18 protein-coding genes and 3 pseudogenes are annotated in these 24,387 nt (G+C 31.8%); 7 read left to right on the top strand and 14 right to left on the bottom strand.

Translation table 11 applies throughout. The features are described from left to right. Positions 1-81: 81 nt before the first annotated feature. The 6 genes and pseudogenes from ACM6UH_RS03555 to ACM6UH_RS03530 form a co-directional block, all read right to left on the bottom strand. The gene (locus ACM6UH_RS03555) at positions 82-1,566 is read right to left on the bottom strand and encodes a Na+/H+ antiporter NhaC family protein (RefSeq protein WP_048787339.1); all 1,485 of its coding nucleotides are present in this window, start codon (positions 1,564-1,566) and stop codon (positions 82-84) included. Between the two features lie 85 nt (positions 1,567-1,651). Beyond that, complete coding sequence (locus ACM6UH_RS03550; RefSeq protein ID WP_283995666.1) at positions 1,652-2,980, bottom strand: LLM class flavin-dependent oxidoreductase; 1,329 nt, start codon at positions 2,978-2,980, stop codon at positions 1,652-1,654. Beyond that, on the bottom strand, positions 2,977-3,993 hold the full coding sequence (locus ACM6UH_RS03545; protein WP_047504485.1) for an LLM class flavin-dependent oxidoreductase: 1,017 nt from the start codon (positions 3,991-3,993) through the stop codon (positions 2,977-2,979). Before ACM6UH_RS03545 ends, ACM6UH_RS03550 begins: the two co-directional genes overlap by 4 nt. Positions 3,994-4,241: 248 nt before the next feature. Beyond that, positions 4,242-5,021 carry an SDR family NAD(P)-dependent oxidoreductase gene (locus tag ACM6UH_RS03540; protein ID WP_011302475.1) on the bottom strand — a complete coding sequence of 260 codons (780 nt, stop codon included), beginning with the start codon at positions 5,019-5,021 and terminating at the stop codon, positions 4,242-4,244. Positions 5,022-5,182: 161 nt separating this feature from the next. Next, the gene (locus tag ACM6UH_RS03535) at positions 5,183-6,847 is read right to left on the bottom strand and encodes a Na/Pi cotransporter family protein (RefSeq protein WP_047504488.1); all 1,665 of its coding nucleotides are present in this window, start codon (positions 6,845-6,847) and stop codon (positions 5,183-5,185) included. Positions 6,848-7,244: 397 nt separating this feature from the next. After that, positions 7,245-8,534 (bottom strand): annotated as a pseudogene (locus tag ACM6UH_RS03530) (YhgE/Pip domain-containing protein). A 158-nt stretch (positions 8,535-8,692) separates the two neighbouring features. Here ACM6UH_RS03530 and ACM6UH_RS03525 point away from each other — a divergent pair. Both ACM6UH_RS03525 and ACM6UH_RS03520 read left to right on the top strand, forming a co-directional pair. Further along, positions 8,693-9,298: a TetR/AcrR family transcriptional regulator C-terminal domain-containing protein gene (locus ACM6UH_RS03525; RefSeq protein WP_047504491.1), complete on the top strand. Its 606-nt coding sequence runs from the start codon at positions 8,693-8,695 to the stop codon at positions 9,296-9,298. A gap of 76 nt (positions 9,299-9,374) precedes the next feature. Then, complete coding sequence (locus ACM6UH_RS03520; protein ID WP_011302469.1) at positions 9,375-10,313, top strand: magnesium transporter CorA family protein; 939 nt, start codon at positions 9,375-9,377, stop codon at positions 10,311-10,313. 200 nt (positions 10,314-10,513) lie between these two features. Here ACM6UH_RS03520 and ACM6UH_RS03515 read toward each other — a convergent pair whose 3' ends face one another. Both ACM6UH_RS03515 and ACM6UH_RS03510 read right to left on the bottom strand, forming a co-directional pair. Beyond that, positions 10,514-11,956, bottom strand: a complete 1,443-nt coding sequence (locus tag ACM6UH_RS03515) for a sucrose-specific PTS transporter subunit IIBC (protein WP_011302468.1) — start codon at positions 11,954-11,956, stop codon at positions 10,514-10,516. A 126-nt stretch (positions 11,957-12,082) separates the two neighbouring features. After that, positions 12,083-12,658 (bottom strand): peptidoglycan recognition protein family protein, encoded by a 576-nt coding sequence (locus ACM6UH_RS03510; RefSeq protein WP_011302467.1) that lies wholly within the window; start codon positions 12,656-12,658, stop codon positions 12,083-12,085. Between the two features lie 236 nt (positions 12,659-12,894). Between ACM6UH_RS03510 and rsp the strand changes: the two genes are divergently transcribed. Continuing rightward, complete coding sequence (rsp, locus tag ACM6UH_RS03505) at positions 12,895-15,000, top strand: AraC family transcriptional regulator Rsp (protein ID WP_011302466.1); 2,106 nt, start codon at positions 12,895-12,897, stop codon at positions 14,998-15,000. Positions 15,001-15,157: 157 nt separating this feature from the next. Then, complete coding sequence (locus tag ACM6UH_RS03500) at positions 15,158-15,505, top strand: DUF4889 domain-containing protein (RefSeq protein WP_011302465.1); 348 nt, start codon at positions 15,158-15,160, stop codon at positions 15,503-15,505. 232 nt (positions 15,506-15,737) lie between these two features. Here the strand turns inward: ACM6UH_RS03500 and ACM6UH_RS03495 are convergent. Then, positions 15,738-16,961 (bottom strand): annotated as a pseudogene (locus tag ACM6UH_RS03495) (cation:dicarboxylate symporter family transporter). A gap of 486 nt (positions 16,962-17,447) precedes the next feature. Further along, the gene (locus ACM6UH_RS03490) at positions 17,448-17,804 is read right to left on the bottom strand and encodes a DUF3139 domain-containing protein (RefSeq protein WP_011302462.1); all 357 of its coding nucleotides are present in this window, start codon (positions 17,802-17,804) and stop codon (positions 17,448-17,450) included. Positions 17,805-18,181: 377 nt separating this feature from the next. Between ACM6UH_RS03490 and ACM6UH_RS03485 the strand changes: the two genes are divergently transcribed. The 3 genes from ACM6UH_RS03485 (at position 18,182) to ACM6UH_RS03475 (ending at position 19,709) form a co-directional block, all read left to right on the top strand. Beyond that, on the top strand, positions 18,182-18,622 hold the full coding sequence (locus ACM6UH_RS03485) for a MarR family winged helix-turn-helix transcriptional regulator (RefSeq protein WP_047504496.1): 441 nt from the start codon (positions 18,182-18,184) through the stop codon (positions 18,620-18,622). Positions 18,623-18,869: 247 nt separating this feature from the next. Further along, entirely contained in the window at positions 18,870-19,238 is a 369-nt protein-coding gene (locus tag ACM6UH_RS03480) for an Hsp20 family protein (RefSeq protein WP_011302460.1), read from the top strand. A 36-nt stretch (positions 19,239-19,274) separates the two neighbouring features. Continuing rightward, positions 19,275-19,709 (top strand): Hsp20/alpha crystallin family protein, encoded by a 435-nt coding sequence (locus tag ACM6UH_RS03475; protein WP_011302459.1) that lies wholly within the window; start codon positions 19,275-19,277, stop codon positions 19,707-19,709. Positions 19,710-19,923: 214 nt separating this feature from the next. On the opposite strand, the pseudogene lip reads toward ACM6UH_RS03475, so the two are convergent. The 4 genes and pseudogenes from lip to ACM6UH_RS03455 all read right to left on the bottom strand — a co-directional run. Then, positions 19,924-21,912: pseudogene (gene lip, locus ACM6UH_RS03470) on the bottom strand (YSIRK-targeted triacylglycerol lipase); the annotation flags it as partial. Next, complete coding sequence (locus ACM6UH_RS03465; RefSeq protein WP_048787340.1) at positions 21,882-22,223, bottom strand: YSIRK-type signal peptide-containing protein; 342 nt, start codon at positions 22,221-22,223, stop codon at positions 21,882-21,884. The pseudogene lip and the gene ACM6UH_RS03465, both read right to left, overlap by 31 nt. A 363-nt stretch (positions 22,224-22,586) precedes the next feature. Then, on the bottom strand, positions 22,587-23,126 hold the full coding sequence (locus tag ACM6UH_RS03460; protein ID WP_002482453.1) for a GNAT family N-acetyltransferase: 540 nt from the start codon (positions 23,124-23,126) through the stop codon (positions 22,587-22,589). Between the two features lie 327 nt (positions 23,127-23,453). After that, positions 23,454-24,278, bottom strand: coding sequence for a formate/nitrite transporter family protein (locus ACM6UH_RS03455; protein WP_047504499.1), 825 nt, complete (start codon positions 24,276-24,278; stop codon positions 23,454-23,456). Positions 24,279-24,387: the final 109 nt, after the last annotated feature.

The following is a 24,387-nucleotide window of genomic DNA, read 5'->3' as shown; positions in this document are numbered from 1 at the left end:
CGCCCTACAAAGTAGACATGCATAAATGCAAACTTTGTAGGGCGCTTTTCATTTCTATAACCCATATGATTCAATTTTCAGTTATACGCCACCTGACCAACCAACAGCTGTAAATATAAAAAGTACGATGGAACCAACTACTAGCCATACGATGAATAATGGTATCATAAATTTGAACCATGAGCCAAAGTTTGCTTTAGCAATCGCAATGGCACCTATCGTAGCACCTAAAGTAGGCGTAATTAAGTTACCTAGTCCACCACCAAAAGATAAAGAAGTTAATAAAATTTGATCATTAACACCTAATGTTTCTGTTACCGGTTGTAATATCGGTACCATGACACTCATTAGACCTGAACCTGACGGAACTAAGAAGTTAAAGACCGTTGCCACTAAAAATACGATTACGGAAACAATACCTAAAGATGCACCATCAAGTTGTGTTGTAAGTGTATGAACAATCGTGCTAAGAATTTGTCCTTTTTCCAAAATAACACTTATCGTATTCGCCATGATAATAGCAAACGCAACGACCAACATTGGCTTTGCACCTTCTAAAAATCCATCGACCATTTCGCTAGGGGTTTTGCTTTTTACAATATAAGCCAATACAAAACTTATTCCGAAAATAGTAATAAATACACCATTTCCGTATTTTTCTGTCCATCTAAACAAACCATTTCCTAAAGCTAAGACAATTGGCGTTAAGACAACTAATGCAACGACGATACTGTCTCTCCAATTGACTTGTCTATCCTCGGTAGCCATTTCATGATGCGCTGTTTGAGTTATATCTTGTCGCCATTCACTTGTATTCATCACACTCTTACTGGGATCTTTTATTACTCTTCTTGCATACCAAACAACATACAATAAAGTAACAATTAAGAATACGCCATACATAATCGCTCTTCCACCATAACCCGAATACAATGCAACCTCAGGATATACAATTTGTCCTATCTTTGCCATACCGGATGGAGATACTGAAAAAGCCATGTACAATGGTAAAAAGGTAATCGCTAATGCCATGATTGGATCTAGTTTCAATCGATTCACTAAAATGACACCTAATGTTACAAATACAATCATTTGATCTCCGCCAATAAAGAAACCAATAAATGCCATTAATGAAAATAAGCCAATAATAAGTGGCAATGCGCCGGCATGTTCAAAGCGATAAATCATATAATTCGTTAATTTTTTTACAGAATCAAGATATAATATACCTCCCATTGCGCCGCCGATAAACAGTAATAAGGTTACTGTTTGTGCTGATTGAATACCGCCGTTTAAAATGAGTGTTATAGCATAAATTGGATTCACTGGATTTTGATCAATAGCATGATATGTGCCTTGGATAATTGAACCATCTTTATTAGTATCAAATGCACCTGCAGGAATAATATAGGTCAAGAAACAAGCAAACATCATCATGATTAACATGATTAATAGAACGTGAGGTAATTCGAATTTTTTCTTAGTCTTTACTGCTATATTATCAGAAGTCTGATTTACATTTTGATTACTGACATTTTGATATGATGTTGTGCTTGATTCTGACATACGGATTCACTCCTTTTATAATATAAAAATAGACACAACTGTATATAACATAGATGTGTCTATCTATATAAGTACGTATATTTAATTATTGCGTTACATGTGACTGACTATATCTATTTTCTTTAAATGGAATACCTATGTGATCACGTAATGTATCACCTTGATACTCCTGAGTGTAATAACCTTTTTGTTCTAATATCGGTAAGACATGATTGATAAATTCATCATAAACCGCACCATAAATATGTGGTCCAAATATAAAGCCATCTGCTGCACCATCTTCAAACCATTCAATAATTAAATCGGCAACCTTTTCATATGTGCCCATGAATGGAGAACGGCGGACAGTCTCTTCTAAGGCAACTTCTCGTAAAGTAAGCTGATGTTCTTTAGCGCGAGCTGCGATCGCATCTGCAGTAGCACGGAAACTATTTTGTCCAACTTCGCCAAGCTCTGGGAATGGTGCGTCTAAATCATATTGACTAAAATCATGATGATCATAATATCTTCCTAAATAATCTAACGCCTCATCAATATTAGCTAATGATTTTATTTCCTCAAATCGAGATTCAACTTCATTTTCAGTTTCACCAATAATCGGTGCTAATATAGGGTATACTTTCACTTCATTAGGATTACGTCCAAATGCTTTTGCTTGCGCTTTGATACTATCATAATTGCTTTGAGCGATTTCTTTGGATTCACCTAACGTAAATACTGCATCCGCATATTTAGCTGCGTAAGCCTGACCTTTCGGAGATGCACCAGTTTGGAAAATGACCGGTTGACCTTGTTCAGAACGGCTTGCATTTAGTGGACCTTTGACCTGAAAATACTTACCTTTGTAATCTAAAGTATGCATTTTATCTTTATCAAAATACTCACCTTTTTCCACATCAAAAGTAAATGCATCGTCCTCATATGAATCCCATAAGCCTTGAACTACTTGAATATGCTCTTCGGCAATATCATATCTAATATCGTGTTCCGGATGGTCACCTTTACTATAATTATCTGCACTACCTGCAAGTGGTGATGTAACTACATTCCAACCTGCACGTCCATGGCTAATTCTATCTATTGTTGCTAACTGACGTGCTACTGTAAATGGTTCACTATAAGACGTTGAAATTGTCCCTACTAAACCGATATTTTTTGTAACTGGTGCAAGGGCAGCCAGCAATGTAAGTGGTTCATGTCGATCTAAAAAATGAGGTATAGATTTCTCATGTATATATAAACCATCGGCAACAAATACAAAGCTAAAACCTGCTGCTTCTGCTCTCTTAGCAATTTCCAATTGAAAATCAAAATTTGTACTCGCATCATCAGGCACTTCATTCGATTTCCAAGCATGCATATGACTACCTGGCCCGTTAAGCATAATTCCAAAATCTATTTTCCCTTTAGTCATACTATCCCTTCTTTCTCGTTAATCACATGCTTTGCAGGTGACATTTGTTTAACTGTTTTCATTCGTAATTCATGATTTTGAACCGGTATGTGTAACATAAATTCATCTATCAATCCATCGACATTTAATTGTTGCAATTGTTGTTTTACTTCGCTTGCTAAACCATCTAATACTTCAATTTTTTTAGTTTCAACTTCAAATGTTTCCGTACTTTGTTCTGTAAATGTGTCTAATTGTTGTTTCGTATTGACTGTAATTTTCCGACCGTCTTTAAAATGAAGTGCATAATTTGTGCGCCCTTCTTCTACCAAAGCCTTATCTGATTCACTTTCAGTTACTACTGTAGCTACACCCACGATAACTCTTCCCTCAGGATATTGTGCTTTATATGCTTTAATCGACTGATGTAACACGTCAATATTAGAATTAATGAAAAATGCATATACAAAACCTACTTTTTCGTCAGCAGCAAATTGTGCTGAATTTTCACTTCCTCCAAGTAAGTAAAGTTCTGGTGACGGAATTTCATTATTACGTATAGATGTTTGTAGCTGACTATATGCTTCTTCATCTGTGAAATCATTTTTATTAAAACGATTTAATAAGTGAAATTTTTCGTTAAAAGTTGTTTGCGGAGATTTTAATTCAGATTGTAATGCTTGGGTTGCTAAAGGAAAACCACCCGGCGCCTTTCCTATACCTAAATCCACTCTTCCAGGTGCAATATTGCTAATCAAATGAAATTGCTCAATCACTTTAAACGGACTATAGTGTTGTAACATAACGCCACCCGATCCCACTCGAATACGTTTCGTTTGATTTAGTAAATGTGTCACTAATATTTCTGGACTCGTTCCAGCGACTTCAGGTATATTGTGATGCTCTGCAACAAAATATCTTGTGTAATTTTCTGTATCGGCAAGTTGAGCTAATTCAACTGTACGTGCGATACCATCCCTAACAGTTTCATCAGTATCTATTGGACTTTGATCTAAAATACTCATTGATGTCATACATAAACCCTCCCAATCAATTTTCTGAATATTATATTAATAGTAATACTATGCCTGCCTCGCACATTTGTCAAGTATTCCTATCGTTTTAATAAGGATTAAAATAACAATAATGACAGGTCATTAATTCATGTTCATATCTGATTAATGACCTGTCTTATATAGTTTCATTTATTTATAAATATTGTTGGTTGGTATATTGAATAGACCTTACCAAAACTCACATATATGAATTTAAATAATCTATACTATAACGCTGTATAACCGCCATCGATTGTAACAACACTTCCCGTCACAAACGATGAAGCATCAGACGCTAAATATAATGCAGCACCTTGTAATTCTTCTGGAACCCCTGGTCTACCAAGTGGTGTAAATTTCATCCATGTATCAATCATATCTCCGCCTTGTGCGAAATAATCTTTTGTAAGTTCTGTCTTCATGTATCCTGGTGCAATAGAATTTACACGAATACCATGTTCAGCCCATTCACTTGCTAAACTTTTCGTAAACATAATGACAGCACCTTTCGATGTATTATAGGCAGCTTGAGGTTGTGGCGTATTCACTATAATACCTGACATTGAAGATGTATTAATAATTGATCCTTTTTTCTGTTCTATCATCACTTTACCAACTGCTTGTGAGACTAATACCATACTGTTAATATTCACATCCATATTTTTTACCCAACGATCGTATGGCATATCTTCAAATTTCACATGTTCATTAATACCTGCATTATTAAATAAAATATCAATACGGCCAAATGTATCCATGACATCTGTAACCATTTGTTCAACATCCGATACGCTTGTAACATCTACTTTACATGCGATTGCTTTGTTACCTGTTTCATTTTTAAATTCAGCAGCTGTCTCCTTGGCCAATTCTAAATTTATGTCAGCAATAACTAAGTTTGCGCCCGCTTCGGCTAACCCTTTACCCATAGCTTTACCTAATCCAGAAGCACCACCCGTAACAATTGCCACTTGGTTATCTAATTTAAACTTATCGAAAACACTCATATTGTAACCTCCATTATTTCCTTATGTTATTACTAATTGTAGGATAAAATAATTAATTAAGATAGTGCAAACGCTTACTAAATTTAAAATTAATAAAGTGAGACCGGCATCACAGTTTCTAAAAGTGATTCCAGTCCCACATTCACCTCATTAAACGTAATTTAATGTGACCATTCTAATGCATGTTCCGTCTCTTCATTTGTCTCAATTTCATCGATGTCTATCATTGATTCTGAAATATTTCTCGAATGATAACCGATACGTTCTAATATACCTATCATATCAAGATATAATAAACCACCTTCTGGTGTACACTCACCTGAACTTAGTCTCTTAATATGTTTTTTCCTTAAATCATGCTCTAAACGATAAGACTCATTACTTATTTTCACAATTTCATCTCGTTTGACCCTGTCATAGACATCAAACATATCGATTGTTTTGTCAAAAGATGTCGTTACATGATCATACAATCGATTGATACTCGCTTCTGCTTTTTCAGAAATTTGAACTTGATTCGTTTGTTCTTTTTTCTTATCTAATAAATAAGCTTCAGATAATCCTGCCACTTTCAATATTGTTCGGTTTACATCTTGAAGTACAGTCATTCTTTCCGCATCTTTTTTAGATAATTTCTTTTCAGATATCTTAGTTAAATATTGACGTACATTATCATTCATATTATCTATAGCCGCGTGTTTATGCATGATGTCTCTTTCTTTTTTATCATCATATTCATTTACATTCTTAAGCATAGAAAATGTCATGTGCCCAATATTTTGAATTTCTTCTTGAGCCTCTTGGAGAGCAATGCTCGGTGCTCTATTAATAAGATTTCTGTCTAAATTTCTAGGTTTATATTTTTCATTTAAATCTTCACCTGGAACAATTTTAGTCACTACCCATGCGAGTACAAAAATAAACGGTAATTGTATTAATGTATTGGTAACGTTGAATGTACCATGTGCAAAAGCAATAACCATTTCCGGTTTTAAGTTGAGCAGACTTTGCATCCATTCAATAGCCATTTGATACAGTGGCAGTATAATTAAGAATATAGATGCGCCTATAACATTAAACATGACGTGCACCGCTGCAACACGTTTAGCTGCCAGTGAGCCAGCAAGACTCGCTAATACTGCAGTGATCGTCGTACCTATATTATCACCAAGTAAAACTGGTAATGCGCCATGTAAACTAATCAAGTCATTTGCAAAAAAGCCTTGCAAAATACCGATTGTTGCACTTGAACTCTGAATAACTACAGTCAATATTGTTCCTGCGATAAGGCCATAAATTGGATTAAAAGACATATCCAACATCAATTGTTTAAAACCTTCTAAATCAGCTAAAGGTTTAACTGCGCCACTCATCAGTTCTAAGCCATAAAACAATGCACCGAAACCAAATAGGATCATCCCTATATTTTTCACTTTACGTTTTTGAATAAAGAATATTAAAAATGCACCAATAGCTAAAATAGGAAGCGCATAAGCACCAATGTCTATACCTATAATAAATGCTGTAACCGTCGTACCTATATTGGCACCCATGACTACTCCTATTGCTTGACGCATGGTCATAAACCCTGCACTTACTAGCCCAATTGTAATTACAGTAGTTCCCGAGCTACTTTGAATTAAAATCGTTACAATCATACCGGCAAGTACACCCATGATTGGATTACTTGTAAATGTATTTAAAATGTTTCTAAGACGATCACCCGCAGCTGCCTGTAGGCCATCACCCATTTGTTTAATTCCGTATAAAAATATACCTAAACCACCTATAAAAGTAAAAATAATCTCCATTACTGAAGAATCCATCATTACACCTCTTTGAATTATTTGTAAACCATGTTAATTGTATCTAATTTTTGTTAAGTCAATGTTAAACAAATATTAAAATATAAGGTCAGTTAGTCAATAAATTTGTAATCATATTGCAAGGAGATAATAAATTTCCTTAAAAGACTGGCGCAATCGAACTTTACCTTATTGATTATTTTAATTAATATTAAAAATCCGAATCGATTTTTTAGTATCGACTCAAATTTAAAACTTGCTTATTTTTATTGATGCCGCTTTACGTTTATGACTGTCATCATTTTATCAATTGAAGTGACACATAATGATAAGTGCTTTCCCCAATTTTTTACGTAAACAAAAAAAGAGCCTGGGCATCAATAGATGTCTCAGACTCAAAAATTTATTATATTTATTTTTATGACGGAATTTCAGTACGTTTACCACTATGTTTTCTTATCATAGCAGCACTAATAGAAGATACAATACCAAAGATGATAAATCCTACAAACATCCACATTGTAGCATTCATTTCTAACGGTTGATTCATATAAAGTAATTCTCTTAGGTACTCACCATAGTGTGTAAATGGATTCCAACTTACAATATAATCTTGATAGAACTTAGGTAGCATTTGTTTAGGGAACATAACTAATTGCATACTAAAGAACATTGCAATAAAGAATATTGGTATTGATTTCATACCTAACCAAGTCATTACGCCTAAAATAAGTCCAATAAATCCTAACAGTGCAATTGAGACAAATACGGCTATTTTATTAATGTCAGGAAAATCAAACCCTTGGACGGCAGACATAAAGTAAACATAGCCAAAGCCACCAATAAATGCTGTAAGTACACCCACACCTAATTGACCTAAAGATGCAATTAAACGGTGAGAAATTTTAATATTGTCAGATGTTCTAAAGGCAAAGAATAACAAGATTGATGCCACAATTGAACTGATCCACACTGGCATAAACATTAAGAAAGAAGCATTACCATTACCTTGATGATCTTTCACTTTGTGCACTTGTTTATCAGCTACTTTTACAGGATTTGTCAGTCCTTCAATTTCATTAGCACTCACTTTTACATCTTGCTTTTCTAAAGTATCTAAACTTTGTTGCGTGATTTGTTTATTTAAATTGTCACCAATACCGTTTAGTACATTAGATGAAATTTGAGATGCCTGCATATTTGCACCCTTATTAGTTATCGTTTTAAACTCTGCACGTTTAACTTTAATATCTTGAGAAGCACCTGATTTAGCCATTTGACTTTGCATTTGTTTGGCTTGTTCTGGTGGTATTTCACCTGATTTAACTTTATCTTGCATTTCTTGTTTTTTGCTATCCATCACTACTTTTTGAGTTTGACTCATAGCATGTTTTGAAAAATCTTTTTCGAAAATCGCTGCGCCATAATATTTTTGTTCGTCTAGTCCTTTTCGAACGTCTTTTTCATTATCAACCTTTACCCATTTTACTGTATCAGAATCACTATCTAAGAGTTTATCCTCTAAATTTTTCCCTATATTAATATCTTTATTTTATATAGAAGTACCTTCATCATGATTAACGATTGCTATTGGTAATTCCTTAGGTTTTGGATTATATGCTGGATAAAATGCAATTGAAAAAATTGCAAGTATGATTAGAATTGCAATAGGTGCAATCCATAATAATTTACTTTTAAAAATATTCATATTAACTTACCTCCTTCTTAAACACCTTGTTGATTAATAACTACTTTGTTTATTATAATGAGATTGTTTCAATAAACAATATGCAATGATAACCATTATGTCCGTTTTTGAACATTTTTACTTAAATTGTCTATTAACGTACAAGGAGTTGACAATATATGATTGAAGATCGACGCGTTCGTAAAACGAAACAAGCAATTAAAAATGCATTCATTAAATTATTAAATAAAAAAGATTTAGAAAAAATCACGATACAAGATATCACAGAATTAGCAGATATTAACCGTGGCACTTTTTATTTACATTATGAAGATAAATATATTTTATTTTCAGATATAGAAGATGAGTATATCAGTGATTTAGCAGATGATATGCTTTTCTACAAAGATATGACAAAAGGGCTCAACATTGAAGCTTTCGCTAAAGTCTTTTCAGAGAAAGTGCTAAAAAATATCATGGTTTATATCAATAAAAATATCGAATTTTATCAAATTATTTTTAAATTAGAGCGAAAGAGTCATATAGAAGAAAAAATATCAGAACTCAAGTTTGAGAATATGTCTAAGAATGTTAATGATGACCATAGCATTTCTGGTATACCGTTAGATTACTTTCATAGTTATGTTTTTGGTGCTACGATTTCTTTTATTAAACACTGGGTTCAAGATACAAATAGAAAGGAACCTGACATTGTCGTTGGCTACTTATTTAAAATTATTTTTAATGGTCCATTGCGCTTAATGGCAAACGGACAATTAAAATAATGAATTGTATGCTTGTCAATATCATGTTTCTTCGCTAACATTAAAAAGAATTTCAAAGAAAGGACATCATTGTCTTATGATAACTGCTTACAAGCATTCACAAACCCAAGAAATTGTTCATACTGAATTAGATCAAACCGCTTCATGGATAAATGTTGTTGATCCAAATTGGGAAGAAATAGAAACTTTAATCAATCGTTATGATATTCCTGAAGATTTCATTCGCGATCCACTAGATTCAGAAGAAAGCGCCCGTGTAGAATACGATGAGGATACACGCTACTCGCTTATCATACTAGATTTACCTGTTGTTAATGACACAAACTTGAAAGTATTGTCATTTATTACGATTCCTTTAGGTATTATTATCGGTAATAAAAAGATTATTACTGTTTGTAATGTAGAAAATGAATTTCTTGATAATTTTGCACGCCAAAATATTAACTTACATTTTCACAGTCGTTTTGCATTAAATATATTATTGACCATTTCAAATCACTATAACAGAAACTTGAGATTACTCAATAAAACGCGTCTACGTATAGAACGTGACCTAAAAAATAACGTCACAAACAAACAGTTATATAATTTAATGGAAGTAGAAAAAAGTTTAGTCTATTTTTTAGCCGCGCTAAAAGGAAACGAAAGCATAATCAAAAAATTATTTAGGTTGCCAGCCATTAAACGTTTTGATGAAGACGAGGATATATTAGAAGATTTAGTTATAGAAAATAACCAAGCATTAGAAACAACAAGACTTTATACAGATATCTTAGAAAGTATTACAACATCATATGCTTCCTTACTTTCAAATGAAATGAACAATACCATGAAGACATTAACGCTTTTTACAGTATTTTTAACTTTACCAACATTGGTATTTAGCTTTTTTGGGATGAACGTCCCATTACCAATCAATGATCACAGTTACATCTCATGGATTATTGTGATCTGTATTTCACTTATCATTGTATCAATTGTCGGCGCATTTTTATGGCGAAAACAAAAGTTATGATGCTTAATTAAAATGTAGTAATTAAATACACAATCCTCATTTTAAATATGATTTCGTATGAATGCTTTAGCACATATATGATCAAAAAGGTTTGTTCATTTTTAGAGTAATAAAGAAAACGGTAATTTCTATTTTATTTCAATAGAAATTACCGTTTTCTTAGTTTATGTTTTCAACTTGTAATCTATAACAACTTTTAGCTATTTTGAAATGGCTTTATTCCCTTTTCTATAAGATAGCCCATATGTTAATCCAAATGCTACGATAAAGGCGATTAACATGCCTATTCCATAATGTAACCAACCATTATGTTGGCCACTTATAGAAATAAAACCAGGGATTCCTGCCGTACCTAACGCGATTGCTTTCACTTTAAAGAAAGATATATAGGCTGCTCCTATACCTGAACCTACTATCGCACCAATAAAAGGATATCTAAGTTTTAAGTTAACACCAAACATAGCTGGTTCGGTAATACCTAATAATGCTGATATACCCGCTGCAGATGCGACGCCTTTAAGTTTTTTATTTTCTTTAACAATAAAGAAAGCTGCTAGTGCTGCTGCACCTTGCGCAATATTCGACATTGTCGCAATTGGGAAAATAAATGACCCACCTGTTGAAGCACTATCTGCAATCAACTGTGTTTCAATCGCAATAAAGCTATGATGCATACCAGTAATTACAATAGGCGCATATAATAATCCGAAAATCAGACCGCCAATCGCACCACCAAATTCATACAGCCATGTTAAACCATCTGACAACCAATAGCCTAATGTCCGTGTAATTGGTCCTACAAATGAAAATGTGACAAATGCAGTAACTAATATAGATAATAATGGCGTAAGTAAATTATCTAAGACAGTTGGTACTACTTTACGTAGTGCTTTTTCAATTGTCGCAAGAATATATGCAGCCACTAACATAGGAAGCACTTGCCCCTGATAACCAACTTGGTTAATGTCTAAACCAAAGAGATTCCAGTGAGGGATTGCCTTACCTTCTTCTACAGCTTTCGGATAATCATAGGCACTCATTAAATCGGGATGTACCAATATCATCCCTAAAGCTGCACCAAGAAAGGCGTTGCCTCCAAACCGCTTCGCAGCACTAAAACCTATTAATATAGGTAACAATGTAAATGGTGCATTAGCAAAGACATTGATCATCTCAGCTAGCCCTTTAAACTGGTTATGTACGTCAATTAATGATTGACCATCATAAAAAATACCTGGTGCTGTTAAAATATTATTAATACCCATTAATAGACCACCAGCTACAATTGCCGGTATGATTGGTACAAAAATGTCCGATAACATTTTGACAAATCGCTGAAATGGATTCATATTTTTATTACCTTGTGCTTTCACTTCAGAAGTTGTAGAAGCTTCTTTACCTGTTATGTTTTCTAATTCATTAAACACTTTATTCACAGTACCAGAGCCAATAATAATTTGATATTGACCACCTGTTGAAAACGTTCCCTTAACGACATCCATATCATTCAATACTTTCTCATCAACTAAACTTTCATCCTTAAGAACAAGTCGTAAACGCGTAGCACAATGCGCCATTGCGTCTAGATTGTCTTCTCCTCCTATTGCATTTAATAGTTCTTCCGCAGACTTTTTATAATTCAATTAAATCCCTCCTCATTAAATGGAACCGGTACCAAAAATCTTTATCCTTATTGTAACCGGTTCCAACTAAGAACGCAATATCCCACTTTAATTATTTATTATTACATCTATGGCAACTACAACATATTACCCTACTGTTTTTAATTCTTCATCTGATATACAACTAGCATAGGACTTAATTCTTTCAATAAAATAATCTTGTAATATTTGTATCGTTTGCTGATTTGTTTCTACGTTACCTAAATGAATTTTCCACGCTCGCGCAGGACATTCAGTGTCAAAAAATTCCTTATGCAATCTCACTGTTTCACGGTTTATAGGTAAATGATATTTGTTCAATATAAGTGCAGCCATTTTGAAACTAGCTTCTTCATTTCTCATAAATGCCTCATCATCTAAAACACCATTTATTTTAGATTGGCAACGTTCTATACCTACATAATGTGAATTAGCAAATGCGTTACCACAGTGCCATTCTATATATTCAGATGGATGAAACCAATAGCACGTATTAGCGTCTACATAGAGACATGCCCAGCCTTTCTCTAATTCATTTCTATTTATTCTGCGCTTCAACCACTCAATGTATGCTTTAGCCGTATAATTTTCAGCATCATCATGAAGTACTACGCCTAATACTTGTAATTTAGGTTCTGTGATCTTTTCTGTTTGTCTATAAAATTCAGAATAAATATGTTCCATTGTGAATCCTCCTTCGTATTTTTGAATTTGTTTTAAAAATTAACTCTCTTCATTCAGAAAAATTATCCAACCTTGAAATTGAATTGTGGTAAATTTAATTTTTAGCTTTAAATCACTTTGTAAGATTTAAATTTATTTATATTTAAAGGATTAAAATTTTCAACTTTTTATAATATAATGTATTTTGTTCAATATATTTATAGCATGTTATTTTATTATCAGGAGTTGCTTTTACGATGGATAATACAACTTTATGTATTCATGAGCATTTAAACACCATTACACGCCGTTGTATCAATCAAGTGATCTTATTGTTTTCACTGAGTAATCATTTAGACATAACTTTAAATGGAAGAAAAATCTCAGCTGGAAATAACATTATTATCATTAACCATAGTGATTTATATCAAATATCGAATGCACAACAAGTAGTTGAAATATGCATACCTATTAGACATTTTATAAAATTAGAAAAACACTTTTTCAATTCCAATTATAATTTTAAATTACTAAATTCTGAACCATATTTAAAATATCAAATTTTGACAATGGCGCAACAATTAAACCAATCATTTACTATTGATACTTCTCTAATGACAGAAATTATCACGAAATTAAACAAAGAAGCCAGAGTCGAATATGATGCGCCTTATATTCCAACGATAGACACTGAAAATAGTTTATTAAATAAAATTACTGAATTTATTAAAGCTAATATTTCACTACCTCTTTTATCTAAAGACGTGTCCAAATCATTCTATATCTCGGCATCTTATATTTCAATTCTGTTCAAAAAACATCTAGGCATGAGTTTTAAAAATTATATTACGAGCTTGAAAATTGCCCTTTCACTTTCCGAACTTGTTCAGAATAAGCAAACCATTTATCAGGTTTCCGAACAGTTTGGTTTTAATCATTATTCAAACTATACGCAACAATTTAAACATTTTATGCAAATGACACCAAATGAATTCAGAAAAAATGTTCAATCTAATCCTAAAATGATTGTTCAACTTGTTAATGAAGATATTAGCCCGTATCAAAGTGCTATAGATACTTATACCTCAGATAAACCGCAGACCATAAATCAAATCAACATTGAGTTAAATCAATTAACTTTTAATGATGCTATTAAATCACCTACTGTTTTTATACACGTTGATAATTTGATGGATATTGTGCAATCTGACTACAATACAAAGCTTAGCTTTAAAGATTTAACGAATGCCTATATTTTAATAAATAATAGTCGTAATTTAGCATTAGAAAACCTAAGTCTTACAGGTATGATTGACTTTATCGATGCTTTATTTTCAAATTATGTTGGTATTGCCATAAGAATTAAATCCTTAAATCAGTTTGATCTCATCGAAGATAGTATCTTTCAATTTTTAAAATATAAACCTGAGTACGTCAAACAAAATCGTGATTATAATTTCCTATTGTTACTAGATGCGACACATTTATCTCTAACAGATATTAATCGTTTATATATTAAAATCAAAAACTTCAATGTGAAGCTCAATATTAAAGTTGGCATCACAGTTGAAGGTGTCATAGAGCAGACACACTCATTAAAGAATGCGTCAAAATTATTAAATCGGTTTAATTTTGATTTTCATTTCATCGATATTGAGCAAGACAACGTACAAACATTACTTAACAAAAAAAGTACGCATTTCAATAACTCAATGAGTCATTTTGAATACTATAATAAACTCATCGAAGAAACACAAATTGATGCTTCAAAATTTGTTTATACGAAACTATCTAAAAAAGGTTTTTTACTTTATGACGGAAAACATCCCTTACAAATTACAGATTTAATGTGCCATATGCTTATCATGTTAAAAAGAGGCAGTGGCGTCGGCTATGAATTAATACGTAAAGAAAAATATGATATCGCCTTAATGAATAACCATGGTATTTATGAACCATTAATGTACTTATATCAATTTGTTAAACCTTTCATTAGTAAATATACAGCCATTCATCAAAACTATATTATTCTGCATGAAGATCATTCTATTCATCTTTTATTGTTTAACGCACCATATCAAAGATCATCAACACAAGATGTTCAAAAATTCATTTTAAAAGAAAAACATCTACCAGCTAAAACAACGTTGTTCATTCAAACATTGAACAGAGAGCATGGATTTGTTGATTATGCATTACCTTCTTCATTTAATGACACTTATATTGAAAGATCGTTATTACGCTATATTGAAGATTCCACAATTCCTAAAGCTGAAATAAGACACTTCTCTCGTTCAGATTCACCATTATACTTCACTTTACATCATGATGAATTGAAATATATACGTATTTTACCATCTTAGAATCACACTAATGTTAAACTTAACTTAATTTACATCCCAATGAATCTGTACAATTATAGATTATTAACAAGGTATCTGAATCATTTCATTTTGAATGGCAATGTTATAGAATGTTATTTGTAACAGAAACAAATAGTTCGAAAAGGAGCGTTGCACATTGAAAAATAGTAAAGTATTTGCTATATCGTTAAGTGTAATCATGTTAGTTATAGCTGTTGTATTGATTATAATGATGTTCACAAGTGGACAAAAAGAAACTTATTACGGATATATGAAAGATGCTACGACAGCTGATAAAGTCATAAGTGAAAAAGATCATAAAATTGAGAAGAATGTTAAGTTACCATCAAAGTCTGATTTTTCACCTAAAAAAGGAGACTTTGTTAAATTAGTAAAAGCTGACGGTGATGACACTTATAGTAAGATGGAAGTTGTAGATCATGACGATATTCCACATGGCTTAATGATGAAAATCCATGATATGGGCGGCATGAAGGGTATGTAAATATATATTCCACATATCAAATTCGATATACTAAAATAGCTATGAAGAAATCTATAGTAGTAGATTTTTTCATAGCTATTTTTACATTTATAGAAATATGTCTCACTCAAATTAATTATAAAAGCGTGAGAAGTAAAGTCAGTTTAGGAACTAAATGGCCTTCCACAACAGCTTTTTATAATTAAATCGATTTTAAATATGCTTGTCCTTTTTCTTTATCATAAGCATTCTCTCATTTTGCTATAACAATTGTAGACAATGCATTCCCCATGACATTTACGCATGTTCTAACCATATCTAATATACGGTCAACACCTATAATTAATGCAAGTCCTTCTGCTGGTAAGCCCATAGATGTCAATGTCGTTATCAATACGACTATAGAAACACCTGGTACGCCTGCCATACCTTTAGACGCTACCATCAAAGTAACCATCAACATAATTTGCTGCTCTATGGACATATCGATACCATACATTTGTGCTACAAATAATGCTGCGATTGATTGATATAATGCTGATCCATCTAAGTTAAATGTATAGCCGATTGGTACGACAAAAGAGGTAATGTCTTTCGGTGAGCCAAAGCGTTCCATTTTTTGCATTATAATAGGTAGCACTGATTCAGAACTAGAAGTTGAAAAAGCTAAGATTAATTCGTTTTTCAAGATTTTCATTAAAGCAAAAATACTGACACCACATATTTTTGCAACAATGCCTAATATGACTACTACAAAAAATATCATAGCGCCTATAACAACTAAAAATAATTCTAACAATGGAATTAGTGCTGATGCACCAAACGTCATAATCGTTGTACAAATAAACGCAAACACACCAATAGGTGCAAGTTTAAGTATCTTGTTTATCATCCAAAAAACAGCTTCTAATGTACCTGATAAAAAGAGCTTTACAGGTTCAGCTTTTTGACCTATTGTCGATAAGGCAATACCAAAAAATACTGCAAAGAATATAATTGGTAACAATTCACCACTTGTCAAAGCTCCAAAAATATTGGTCGGTACAATATTGACAATCGTATCTATAAAATGGTTGCCATATGTAGATTGTTCTGCAGCTTTTGCTGAACTTTCATAATGACTTATATCCCCTTTAGGTAACTTATTTGGCTCTAAGCCTGCGCCTGGTTTAAAAATATTAGCAAATATAATGCCTAATCCAATAGCAATTGTTGTTATAATTTCAAAATAAAGAATTGTTTTAAAACCATAACGACCCACTGTTTTAGATTCACCAACATCAGAAATAGATCAAGCTAGTGAACAAAATACTACTGGTATCACTATCATTTTTATTAAATTTAAAAAGATGTCCCCAAATGGTTTAATATAATTAGCGACGTCACTATGACCATAGAGCAATAACCCTACTATGACACCTAATACCAAAGCAATCATAACTTGCATTGGTAAACTTATTTTCTTAAATATTGTCATGATGTTTCTCCCCTTTTATAATATCGACTAATTATACCAAATTAAATCTTTTTACACATCTATTTTTTCTACATTTTAAAACTTTATACACTTAAAATAACATAATTTATTTTTGATTATTATTTAAGTTACATAATTAAACCTTTAAGACAATCAATACAAAGGCTTTAACAATAACATGATGTTTTTCTTAACTTTAACTCTTTTTAGTATATATAGTAATTATGCGATTGAATTGAAATTTTTCTATTTAATTTTATATTTGAGTAACATAAAAAAATCATACTTCTTATATATTTAAAAGCCAGAAATTCTAACAAAACAGTATATTTACAAAAAAGAACGAATCCATAATAAATGGATTCGTCTTTTTTAAATATTAACTTTTAAGCGTACTTGATAATCTACAGAAGTAACTCATATAATCATTTGATTTCTGTGTTATTCCTAATTTTAAAGGCCTTCATACTTCAGCTATTTTATGAGCTAATCCTTAGGTTTGTAATCTTGTTTAAATGCATTGTGCTTCGCATCTTTAACATTTTTATTCGTTTCACTATCAAAACCTTGAACTAATATGCCTTTATAAGTACTAATCGGTTGAACAACATAAGTGTATTTAGGATCATCCTTAAACTCTACTTTTTTATAATACAATCCTTTTTTAGCACTATAAAGTGTCTTTTCTGTTTTAATTTTTTCTGTTAAATGCTTTTCGTCCATATAATGGTCAACTAAGTCCAAATTTTTATGACCTTGATACGTTCTCATACCAAAGAAAAATACGATAGCAATAATCAATGATATGACCAATAGCCCTATGATTTTTAAAAATGTTTTCATCATTAAACTCCTTTTATTAAAACATAACCTTCTATAAACAATGATAAATCATAATTGTTGTAACTTTTTATACATAAAACGATATGTATATATTAAAATCCATAATGTTATTATTATGACTGATTACAATTCATTAATAAAGTATTAAAGCACTTTTGTAACAAAATCTTCTTAAATTCATTACTCATTATAAGTAAATTACGCCCTGTCATTTGTTAAGAATAAATCCTATCAAATGAGTTGGTTTTCTATATATTGTTTTGCATTATGTATTATATATAAAATATTATAACGAGGGGGTAAAAGAGGCGCACAACTGTTGCTTGACAATAGACAACGTTCATAATAAGGTTAACTTTCATAAGGGGTGATTTATAATGGAGGAAAAAGACAACACGCTAGAACGACAACTATGTTTTCTTTTTTATGTTTCTTCTAAAGAGATAATTAAGAAATATACATCTTATTTAAAAGAATTCGATTTAACATATACAGGCTACATTGTTTTATTGGCAATCGGAGTGGAAGAAAAATTAAATATTAAAACACTAGGTGTACGTGTTTTTCTAGATTCAGGTACACTTACACCATTATTAAAAAAACTAGAGAAAAAAGGTTACGTGACTAGAACACGTGAAATTGATGATGAGCGCAATTTACAAATAGCGCTTACAACAAAAGGTAAAGATATTAAAGAACCACTTTCTAATATATCTAAACAAGTCTTTAACGAATTTGATATGGAAGTTGATGAAGCGATTGACTTAAAAGAAACATTACAAAATTTTGTTAACAAGCATTTCCAACAAAATATTTAATTTACGATGGATAAGTTAAAGTTAGAAGTACATTTTATAATTATTTTTGACTTTACTTATCTTTTTTTAACTACCACTGTATTTCACTATTTTTGCCATATGTAGTTGTATAAATCTATTTACATATATTTATTTAATGAACGCCCTATTACAAGTGGTGTTTTTTTATGTCTAATGCTTTGACTTTGACTTTCTTTGACTATAGTATTATACTGTAGTTGTAAGGTTAAAGGAGAGGTGATTAGAGATGATACAAAATACCAGTAATCTTCCACAAGATTTATTAGAAGGTTTATTATCAGATCATCATGAATTCAAAGTAAACGTTTATCAGTCAGATAATCAATACACAGTTGAAGCTGAGCTTCCTGGTTATCAAAAAGAACATATTTCAATCAATTATGAAGATAAAACACTAACAATTACTGCAAAACATTCAGATGCACAGCAAGATGATATGACATATCTTATCAAAGAGCGTAGTACTGATGAACAAAGCAGACAATTTATATTCAAAAACATCGATACAAATGCTATTAAAGCCACAATGGATGATGGCATTTTATCTGTTATACTACCAATCAAACAAACAAAAACACAAATTTCAATAGACTAAATTTTTATAAAATATTATTTAAAGGAGAGATGTACGATGGCTTTTGATATGAGACCATTTAACAATTCATTTTTTGAAGGAAATCCTGGAGATTTATTTAAAGATTTTGGACGTCAGTTTTTTGAGCAATTCCCAGATAGTACAAGCATTAAATCAGACGTAAAAGAACTAGATAATGCCTATGTTGTGGAAGCTGAACTCCCTGGTTTTCAAAAAGAAAATATTAGTTTACAGTTTGAAAACAATGTTTTAACTATTGAAGGAAAACAAGTTATTGAAAACAATGAGGAAGATGAAGCAGGTCGTCTAATTCATCAAGAACGTAGTACGAGCAACGTCAAACGTCAATACCCATTTGAAAATGTTGATGAAAATGCTATTAAAGCTTCATATGAGAATGGCATGTTAAATGTAACATTACCTAAAAAAACACAAGAAGAACGTTCTTCATCTAATATTCAAATAGACTAACGATAATGAACGTTTACACGAGTTAATTTTTATAGTAAAAATCATAACGGTAGAGTCACTTTATTGGTGACTCTACCGTTTTTCTTTATGTTGATCTATTGGGTTTCCCCTACTTACACATAGGCTAATAATTAAGGACATATAAGCATATTAAAAAACCCATCTCCAAAAATTTATGGAAATGGGCAATAACTTTATTTAGCCTATTGGTAGTTTAGACAGCTAGATTTCTATTTTCGGATTCCTCTACGCGCATTAAATGATCAACAATACCAGTATAAAATTGTTCTAATTCTTCACCAGTGCGTTTATAATCTGTAGGATCCATACCAACAAAATCCATATGATCCCAATCCTTTTTAACTGGTAAGACTTGCCAAATACCTTTTTCATTAGCTGAACTAATATCTGTTACATTTTTATAGGCTTGTCCATTTGGATATAAGGCTGAAATAGTAGGTACAATACCATCATTTAATCTCAATTGGTGATTCTTATCTTTACCAATGATTCGACTTGTTAAATCCATTAGTGGATATTGTCTAATATTTGGAACATGTTTGCCAGATAATGTTGCATGTGAAGCTTCCCCAGCATATGACGTATAAACAATATTAGGGTTCAGTGAGGTATTTTGATTTAATTGTTCCGAACCTTCGGCTGTTAAGTCGGTTAATGCATTATCCTTTGTATCCCATAAAGGACTATTCTTTATACGTTTTGAGTATTCGATATAACTTTCATTCGCACGTTGATGGAAGCCCCATTGTACAAAGCCTAAATCTACGGTTGAGAATTTATTACCACCTACTTTGCCAATTGTATTAATAATATCTCTGGCAAATTGACGTACACCTAATTTATCTGAACCTTGTGTACCATTATGTGTTGCACCTAATGTTGTCATTGAAGAAATCATATTATCATGATTACCCTCGAAAAGCGGTGATATTTCTCCACCATGTTCTTTTTGATAATCAATTTCTTCTTGATTTCCAAAACGTAAATAGTGTTCAAGCAAACGAATCATTTGGCCACCCATACTATGTCCAACTAAATGAACTTTTTGACCTGGTTGCCATTCTGGCATCACGCCAGTATATGTACGTCCGTATCTATCATGACCATATTTTTCAGCATGTGCTTGACCATAATCTACACGACCGCCTTTGATATAATAATAAAGTTCCGTTGCTCTATCATGGTTACTACTGAAAGTACCAACTGTAGCTTCATGTACTTCATACCCTGACTTTTCAAATTGCTCTTTGATATGGAATTTATCCCCACCCCAATAATTAGGGTAAAAAACAGGTCTATTTTCACCTACACCACCAAAGAAACCGTGTACTAAAATCAGCGGGTATTTGTTTTTATATTCACCTTGTTTTGCAGTTTTTGAATCTTTAAGTAACTTATCCGCTTCTACTTCTTCAGCATCAGCACGTTTTCGAGGTGTAGCTGTTTCATTTTCAACTTTATCTTTTGCTTTATAAGGACTATCTTTCGCGTTTGGATCTAAATCTACTTTTTCTGTATCAAATTTTGTTTTTGTTTTTAAATTATTCTTATCGCCATTATTTTCTATACGTTGTGGTTCTTGTGTTGTTTCATCTTCTGTGAGGCTTTGTTGGTCTTGTTGCTCATTTTTTGTGTCTTCTTTTGAATTAATATCAGGCGCAGTTTCTGGTTTAGCTTTATCTTCTGATGAAGTTGGATTCGCTTTTACGTCTGCTTGATCATCTACTTTTTCATTTTTAGCATTTGATGTTTCTGTTGAATCTTCTTGAGTTTCAACTTCCAATGATTGACGTTTTTCTTTTTGTTCATCACTTAAATTAGATGAACTTGCTTGATGGTCTATCTCACTATCATTTTCATCAGCCGTTGATTGTTTATCTTCTGTGTTTTCATTTAGTTTACCTGTATCAACTTTATTATCTGATGAATGCTTATCAGATGCATTAGGAGTGCCCTGTTCATCATCTTTTGCTTGATTTAGTTCTATTGGTGGATTAAATTCTGTTTTTTCTGAATTTTCATCTTCTACTTTATTGCTATCTTCTTTCTTTTCTTGATTATCATTGTTTTGGTTTGATTCAGGAATTTTTTCCGTCTTTATATCTTCGGTCGAATTTTCTTGTTTAATTGGTGGTTGTTGAGATTTAGACTCTACTTTTGTAGGCGTATTTGAGCTATCATTGTTAGCTTGTGATTGATTTGTATTTTGAGGTTCATCTTGTGGTTGTGCTTGAAGATTTTTTGTTTGGTCATCCGTTGATTTGACATCAGGTTTTCATTTGTAACTGACGGCGATATTGCACGATTTGACTCGTCTTTCGCTGAAGTTTGTTCATTCTTTAATTCATTACTTGAAGATTCACTTGCAAATGACACATTTCCGCTAGCAATAAAAAATGTAGCCGCTAATACAGATACTGTGCCGATAGAATATTTTCTTATACTGAATCTTTGCCTCGAATTACCATTTTTTTGGATATTGTTTTTCTTCAAAAAATCCCTCTAAATTATTTTTTGTGAAACTACATCCCTTGTTAATAATTTTCCCCAAAAATTATAAATAACTGTATATATAAGATAACATATTTTATATTGAAGTAAATTAATTTCAATTATTAATACATTTCTTTAATGCATAATTGATTAAAATCTCATTTAAAAAGCAACTTTTGTATAGTTAAATGTAATTGCTAATCATTGGAAAAATTAAGGTTTATTTCTTTATAAAATTAAAAGTAAACCTAAATGCGATTTCGATATCATTTGTTGTGTTTATCAGTTTTATCTTATATAAAATCATCAAAAAAGGAATCCTCTTATTCAACTAATAAAAGGATTCCCTGACTCATATATTTATTAATGGAATGGTGGTTTTCCCAACACATCTTCATCAAATCTTTCTGGTATAAGTACTTTTCTCATGATAACACCTAAATCGCCATCTTCACTTTCATGTTCATTATAAATTTCATATCCACGTTTTTTATAAATATCTAGAAGCCACGGGTGTTTACGGGCTGAGGTACCTAAAGTTACAGCTGGTACTTTAAGTGTATCTCGTAAAAATGTTTCTTCTACATATTTTAACAATTTACTACCTATCCCTTTACCATCATATGAAGGCTTAGTTGCAAACCACCACACAAATGGATATATGGAAATACGTCGTTTACTTTCCCATGGAAAACGCACTGTTATAGTTGAAATGATTTCTTTATCATCTTCTAATACAAATGTAGTATTTTTTGTTAGATTATCTTTTACCAAAGCTAAATCAGCATTGACAGATGGCCAATCAATTCCCAATTCTCTTAATGGTGTAAAAGCCTCATGCATAAGTTGTTGTAGCGCTTCTGCATCTGACTCTGTTGCAATTCTTATATTGTAATCAGACATGTTGTCACTCCTATCATTCCCAAGCTTATTAAGTCATTAAAATAAAATGATTTTCATAAACTTACTTTTAAATTATATAAATACAATATGTCTTCTTTATAATCGAGTCAATTGATATGTTTTAGAATATAGATCTAATACATACGTGAAGGCAAAGCAATCACACTTTGCTATCATGTTTTCGTGAATCTACGTCAACATTAATTGCTGTTTATAGCGTCACAAGTGTTAAAGCTATTGTGTATACATTATGTATTTGTAAATCAATCAGTTACAGTACTATTGATTAAATTTTAGAAATACTATCTGTTTTCATAGATGCTCATTTTATGATTTACTATGCCAACTATCTCTTCTTCCATTCAAATATGCATAAACTAACCCTACGAAAATACCTCCACCGATAAAATTACCAATAAACGCGCAGACAATATTTTTCAATACATGTAACCATGCTACCGCGTCGAAATCATAAAAAACCATACCTAAATATAACCCAGCATTAAACACAACATGCTCGTATCCCATAAATACAAATACAATCACTCCACAAGCGATGAAAAATGCTTTGGATAAACCATCTTTAAATTGAATTGATACATAGATGCCGATATTAATAAAGAAATTACAAAAAATCGCTTTTACTAAAATCGCATACCAACTACTATCAATGGTTTTGCCGTCGACCATACTAGTTAAGCTACTGATCATTTCTGGTGTCATAATAGGTGTAAATTTCATTAATGCAAAAAGTATAAAACCACCGATTATATTAAATAAGAAACAAACCAACATAATACCTAACGCTTTATTCATACCAATGATTTTATAATACCAACCCACTGTCAGATACATAAAATTACTAGTTAATAATTCTGAATTAGTTAACACAATCAACACCAATGCTAAACTAAAAGAAATGGCGCCCATCAGATTCACTAAACCTTCATTCGTTCCTGCAAATTGTGTTTTGATACCTAGCATAAATACTGTAACAATAGCTAATAGAAATCCTGACATAATGGATTTTAGTGCATAGCGTCCTGGAGTTTGGCTAAACATGACTTCTTTCATTTGTACCTGATTATTAATATTTTCAATTGTTTCTTTTGACGTATATGTATCGTTTATAGACTTGCCATTATCAACCATAAATCATTCGCACCCCTTATCAATTTTTAAAAAATCAAATTTTGCTAACAATATTATTATAAGAGTTTATACCTATACTTAATAGTCGTTTTAGAACATTTTATTAAAT

Origin of the sequence: Staphylococcus sp. LKG4-2 (assembly GCF_050955665.1) — a bacterium.
Lineage (GTDB): Bacteria > Bacillota > Bacilli > Staphylococcales > Staphylococcaceae > Staphylococcus > Staphylococcus saprophyticus.
The sequence above is the reverse complement of the archived record's forward strand: the minus strand, read 5'-3'. Positions and strand labels throughout refer to the sequence as shown.

What these genes read in the sequence shown, in the direction of transcription:
- ACM6UH_RS03555 (WP_048787339.1), bottom strand. Translation starts at nt 1,566, where the DNA reads ATGTCAGAATCAAGCACAACATCATATCAAAATGTCAGTAATCAAAAT.
- ACM6UH_RS03550 (WP_283995666.1), bottom strand. Translation starts at nt 2,980, where the DNA reads ATGACTAAAGGGAAAATAGATTTTGGAATTATGCTTAACGGGCCAGGT.
- ACM6UH_RS03545 (WP_047504485.1), bottom strand. Translation starts at nt 3,993, where the DNA reads ATGACATCAATGAGTATTTTAGATCAAAGTCCAATAGATACTGATGAA.
- ACM6UH_RS03540 (WP_011302475.1), bottom strand. Translation starts at nt 5,021, where the DNA reads ATGAGTGTTTTCGATAAGTTTAAATTAGATAACCAAGTGGCAATTGTT.
- ACM6UH_RS03535 (WP_047504488.1), bottom strand. Translation starts at nt 6,847, where the DNA reads ATGGATTCTTCAGTAATGGAGATTATTTTTACTTTTATAGGTGGTTTA.
- ACM6UH_RS03525 (WP_047504491.1), top strand. Translation starts at nt 8,693, where the DNA reads ATGATTGAAGATCGACGCGTTCGTAAAACGAAACAAGCAATTAAAAAT.
- ACM6UH_RS03520 (WP_011302469.1), top strand. Translation starts at nt 9,375, where the DNA reads ATGATAACTGCTTACAAGCATTCACAAACCCAAGAAATTGTTCATACT.
- ACM6UH_RS03510 (WP_011302467.1), bottom strand. Translation starts at nt 12,658, where the DNA reads ATGGAACATATTTATTCTGAATTTTATAGACAAACAGAAAAGATCACA.
- rsp (WP_011302466.1), top strand. Translation starts at nt 12,895, where the DNA reads ATGGATAATACAACTTTATGTATTCATGAGCATTTAAACACCATTACA.
- ACM6UH_RS03490 (WP_011302462.1), bottom strand. Translation starts at nt 17,804, where the DNA reads ATGAAAACATTTTTAAAAATCATAGGGCTATTGGTCATATCATTGATT.
- ACM6UH_RS03485 (WP_047504496.1), top strand. Translation starts at nt 18,182, where the DNA reads ATGGAGGAAAAAGACAACACGCTAGAACGACAACTATGTTTTCTTTTT.
- ACM6UH_RS03480 (WP_011302460.1), top strand. Translation starts at nt 18,870, where the DNA reads ATGATACAAAATACCAGTAATCTTCCACAAGATTTATTAGAAGGTTTA.
- ACM6UH_RS03475 (WP_011302459.1), top strand. Translation starts at nt 19,275, where the DNA reads ATGGCTTTTGATATGAGACCATTTAACAATTCATTTTTTGAAGGAAAT.
- ACM6UH_RS03460 (WP_002482453.1), bottom strand. Translation starts at nt 23,126, where the DNA reads ATGTCTGATTACAATATAAGAATTGCAACAGAGTCAGATGCAGAAGCG.
- ACM6UH_RS03455 (WP_047504499.1), bottom strand. Translation starts at nt 24,278, where the DNA reads ATGGTTGATAATGGCAAGTCTATAAACGATACATATACGTCAAAAGAA.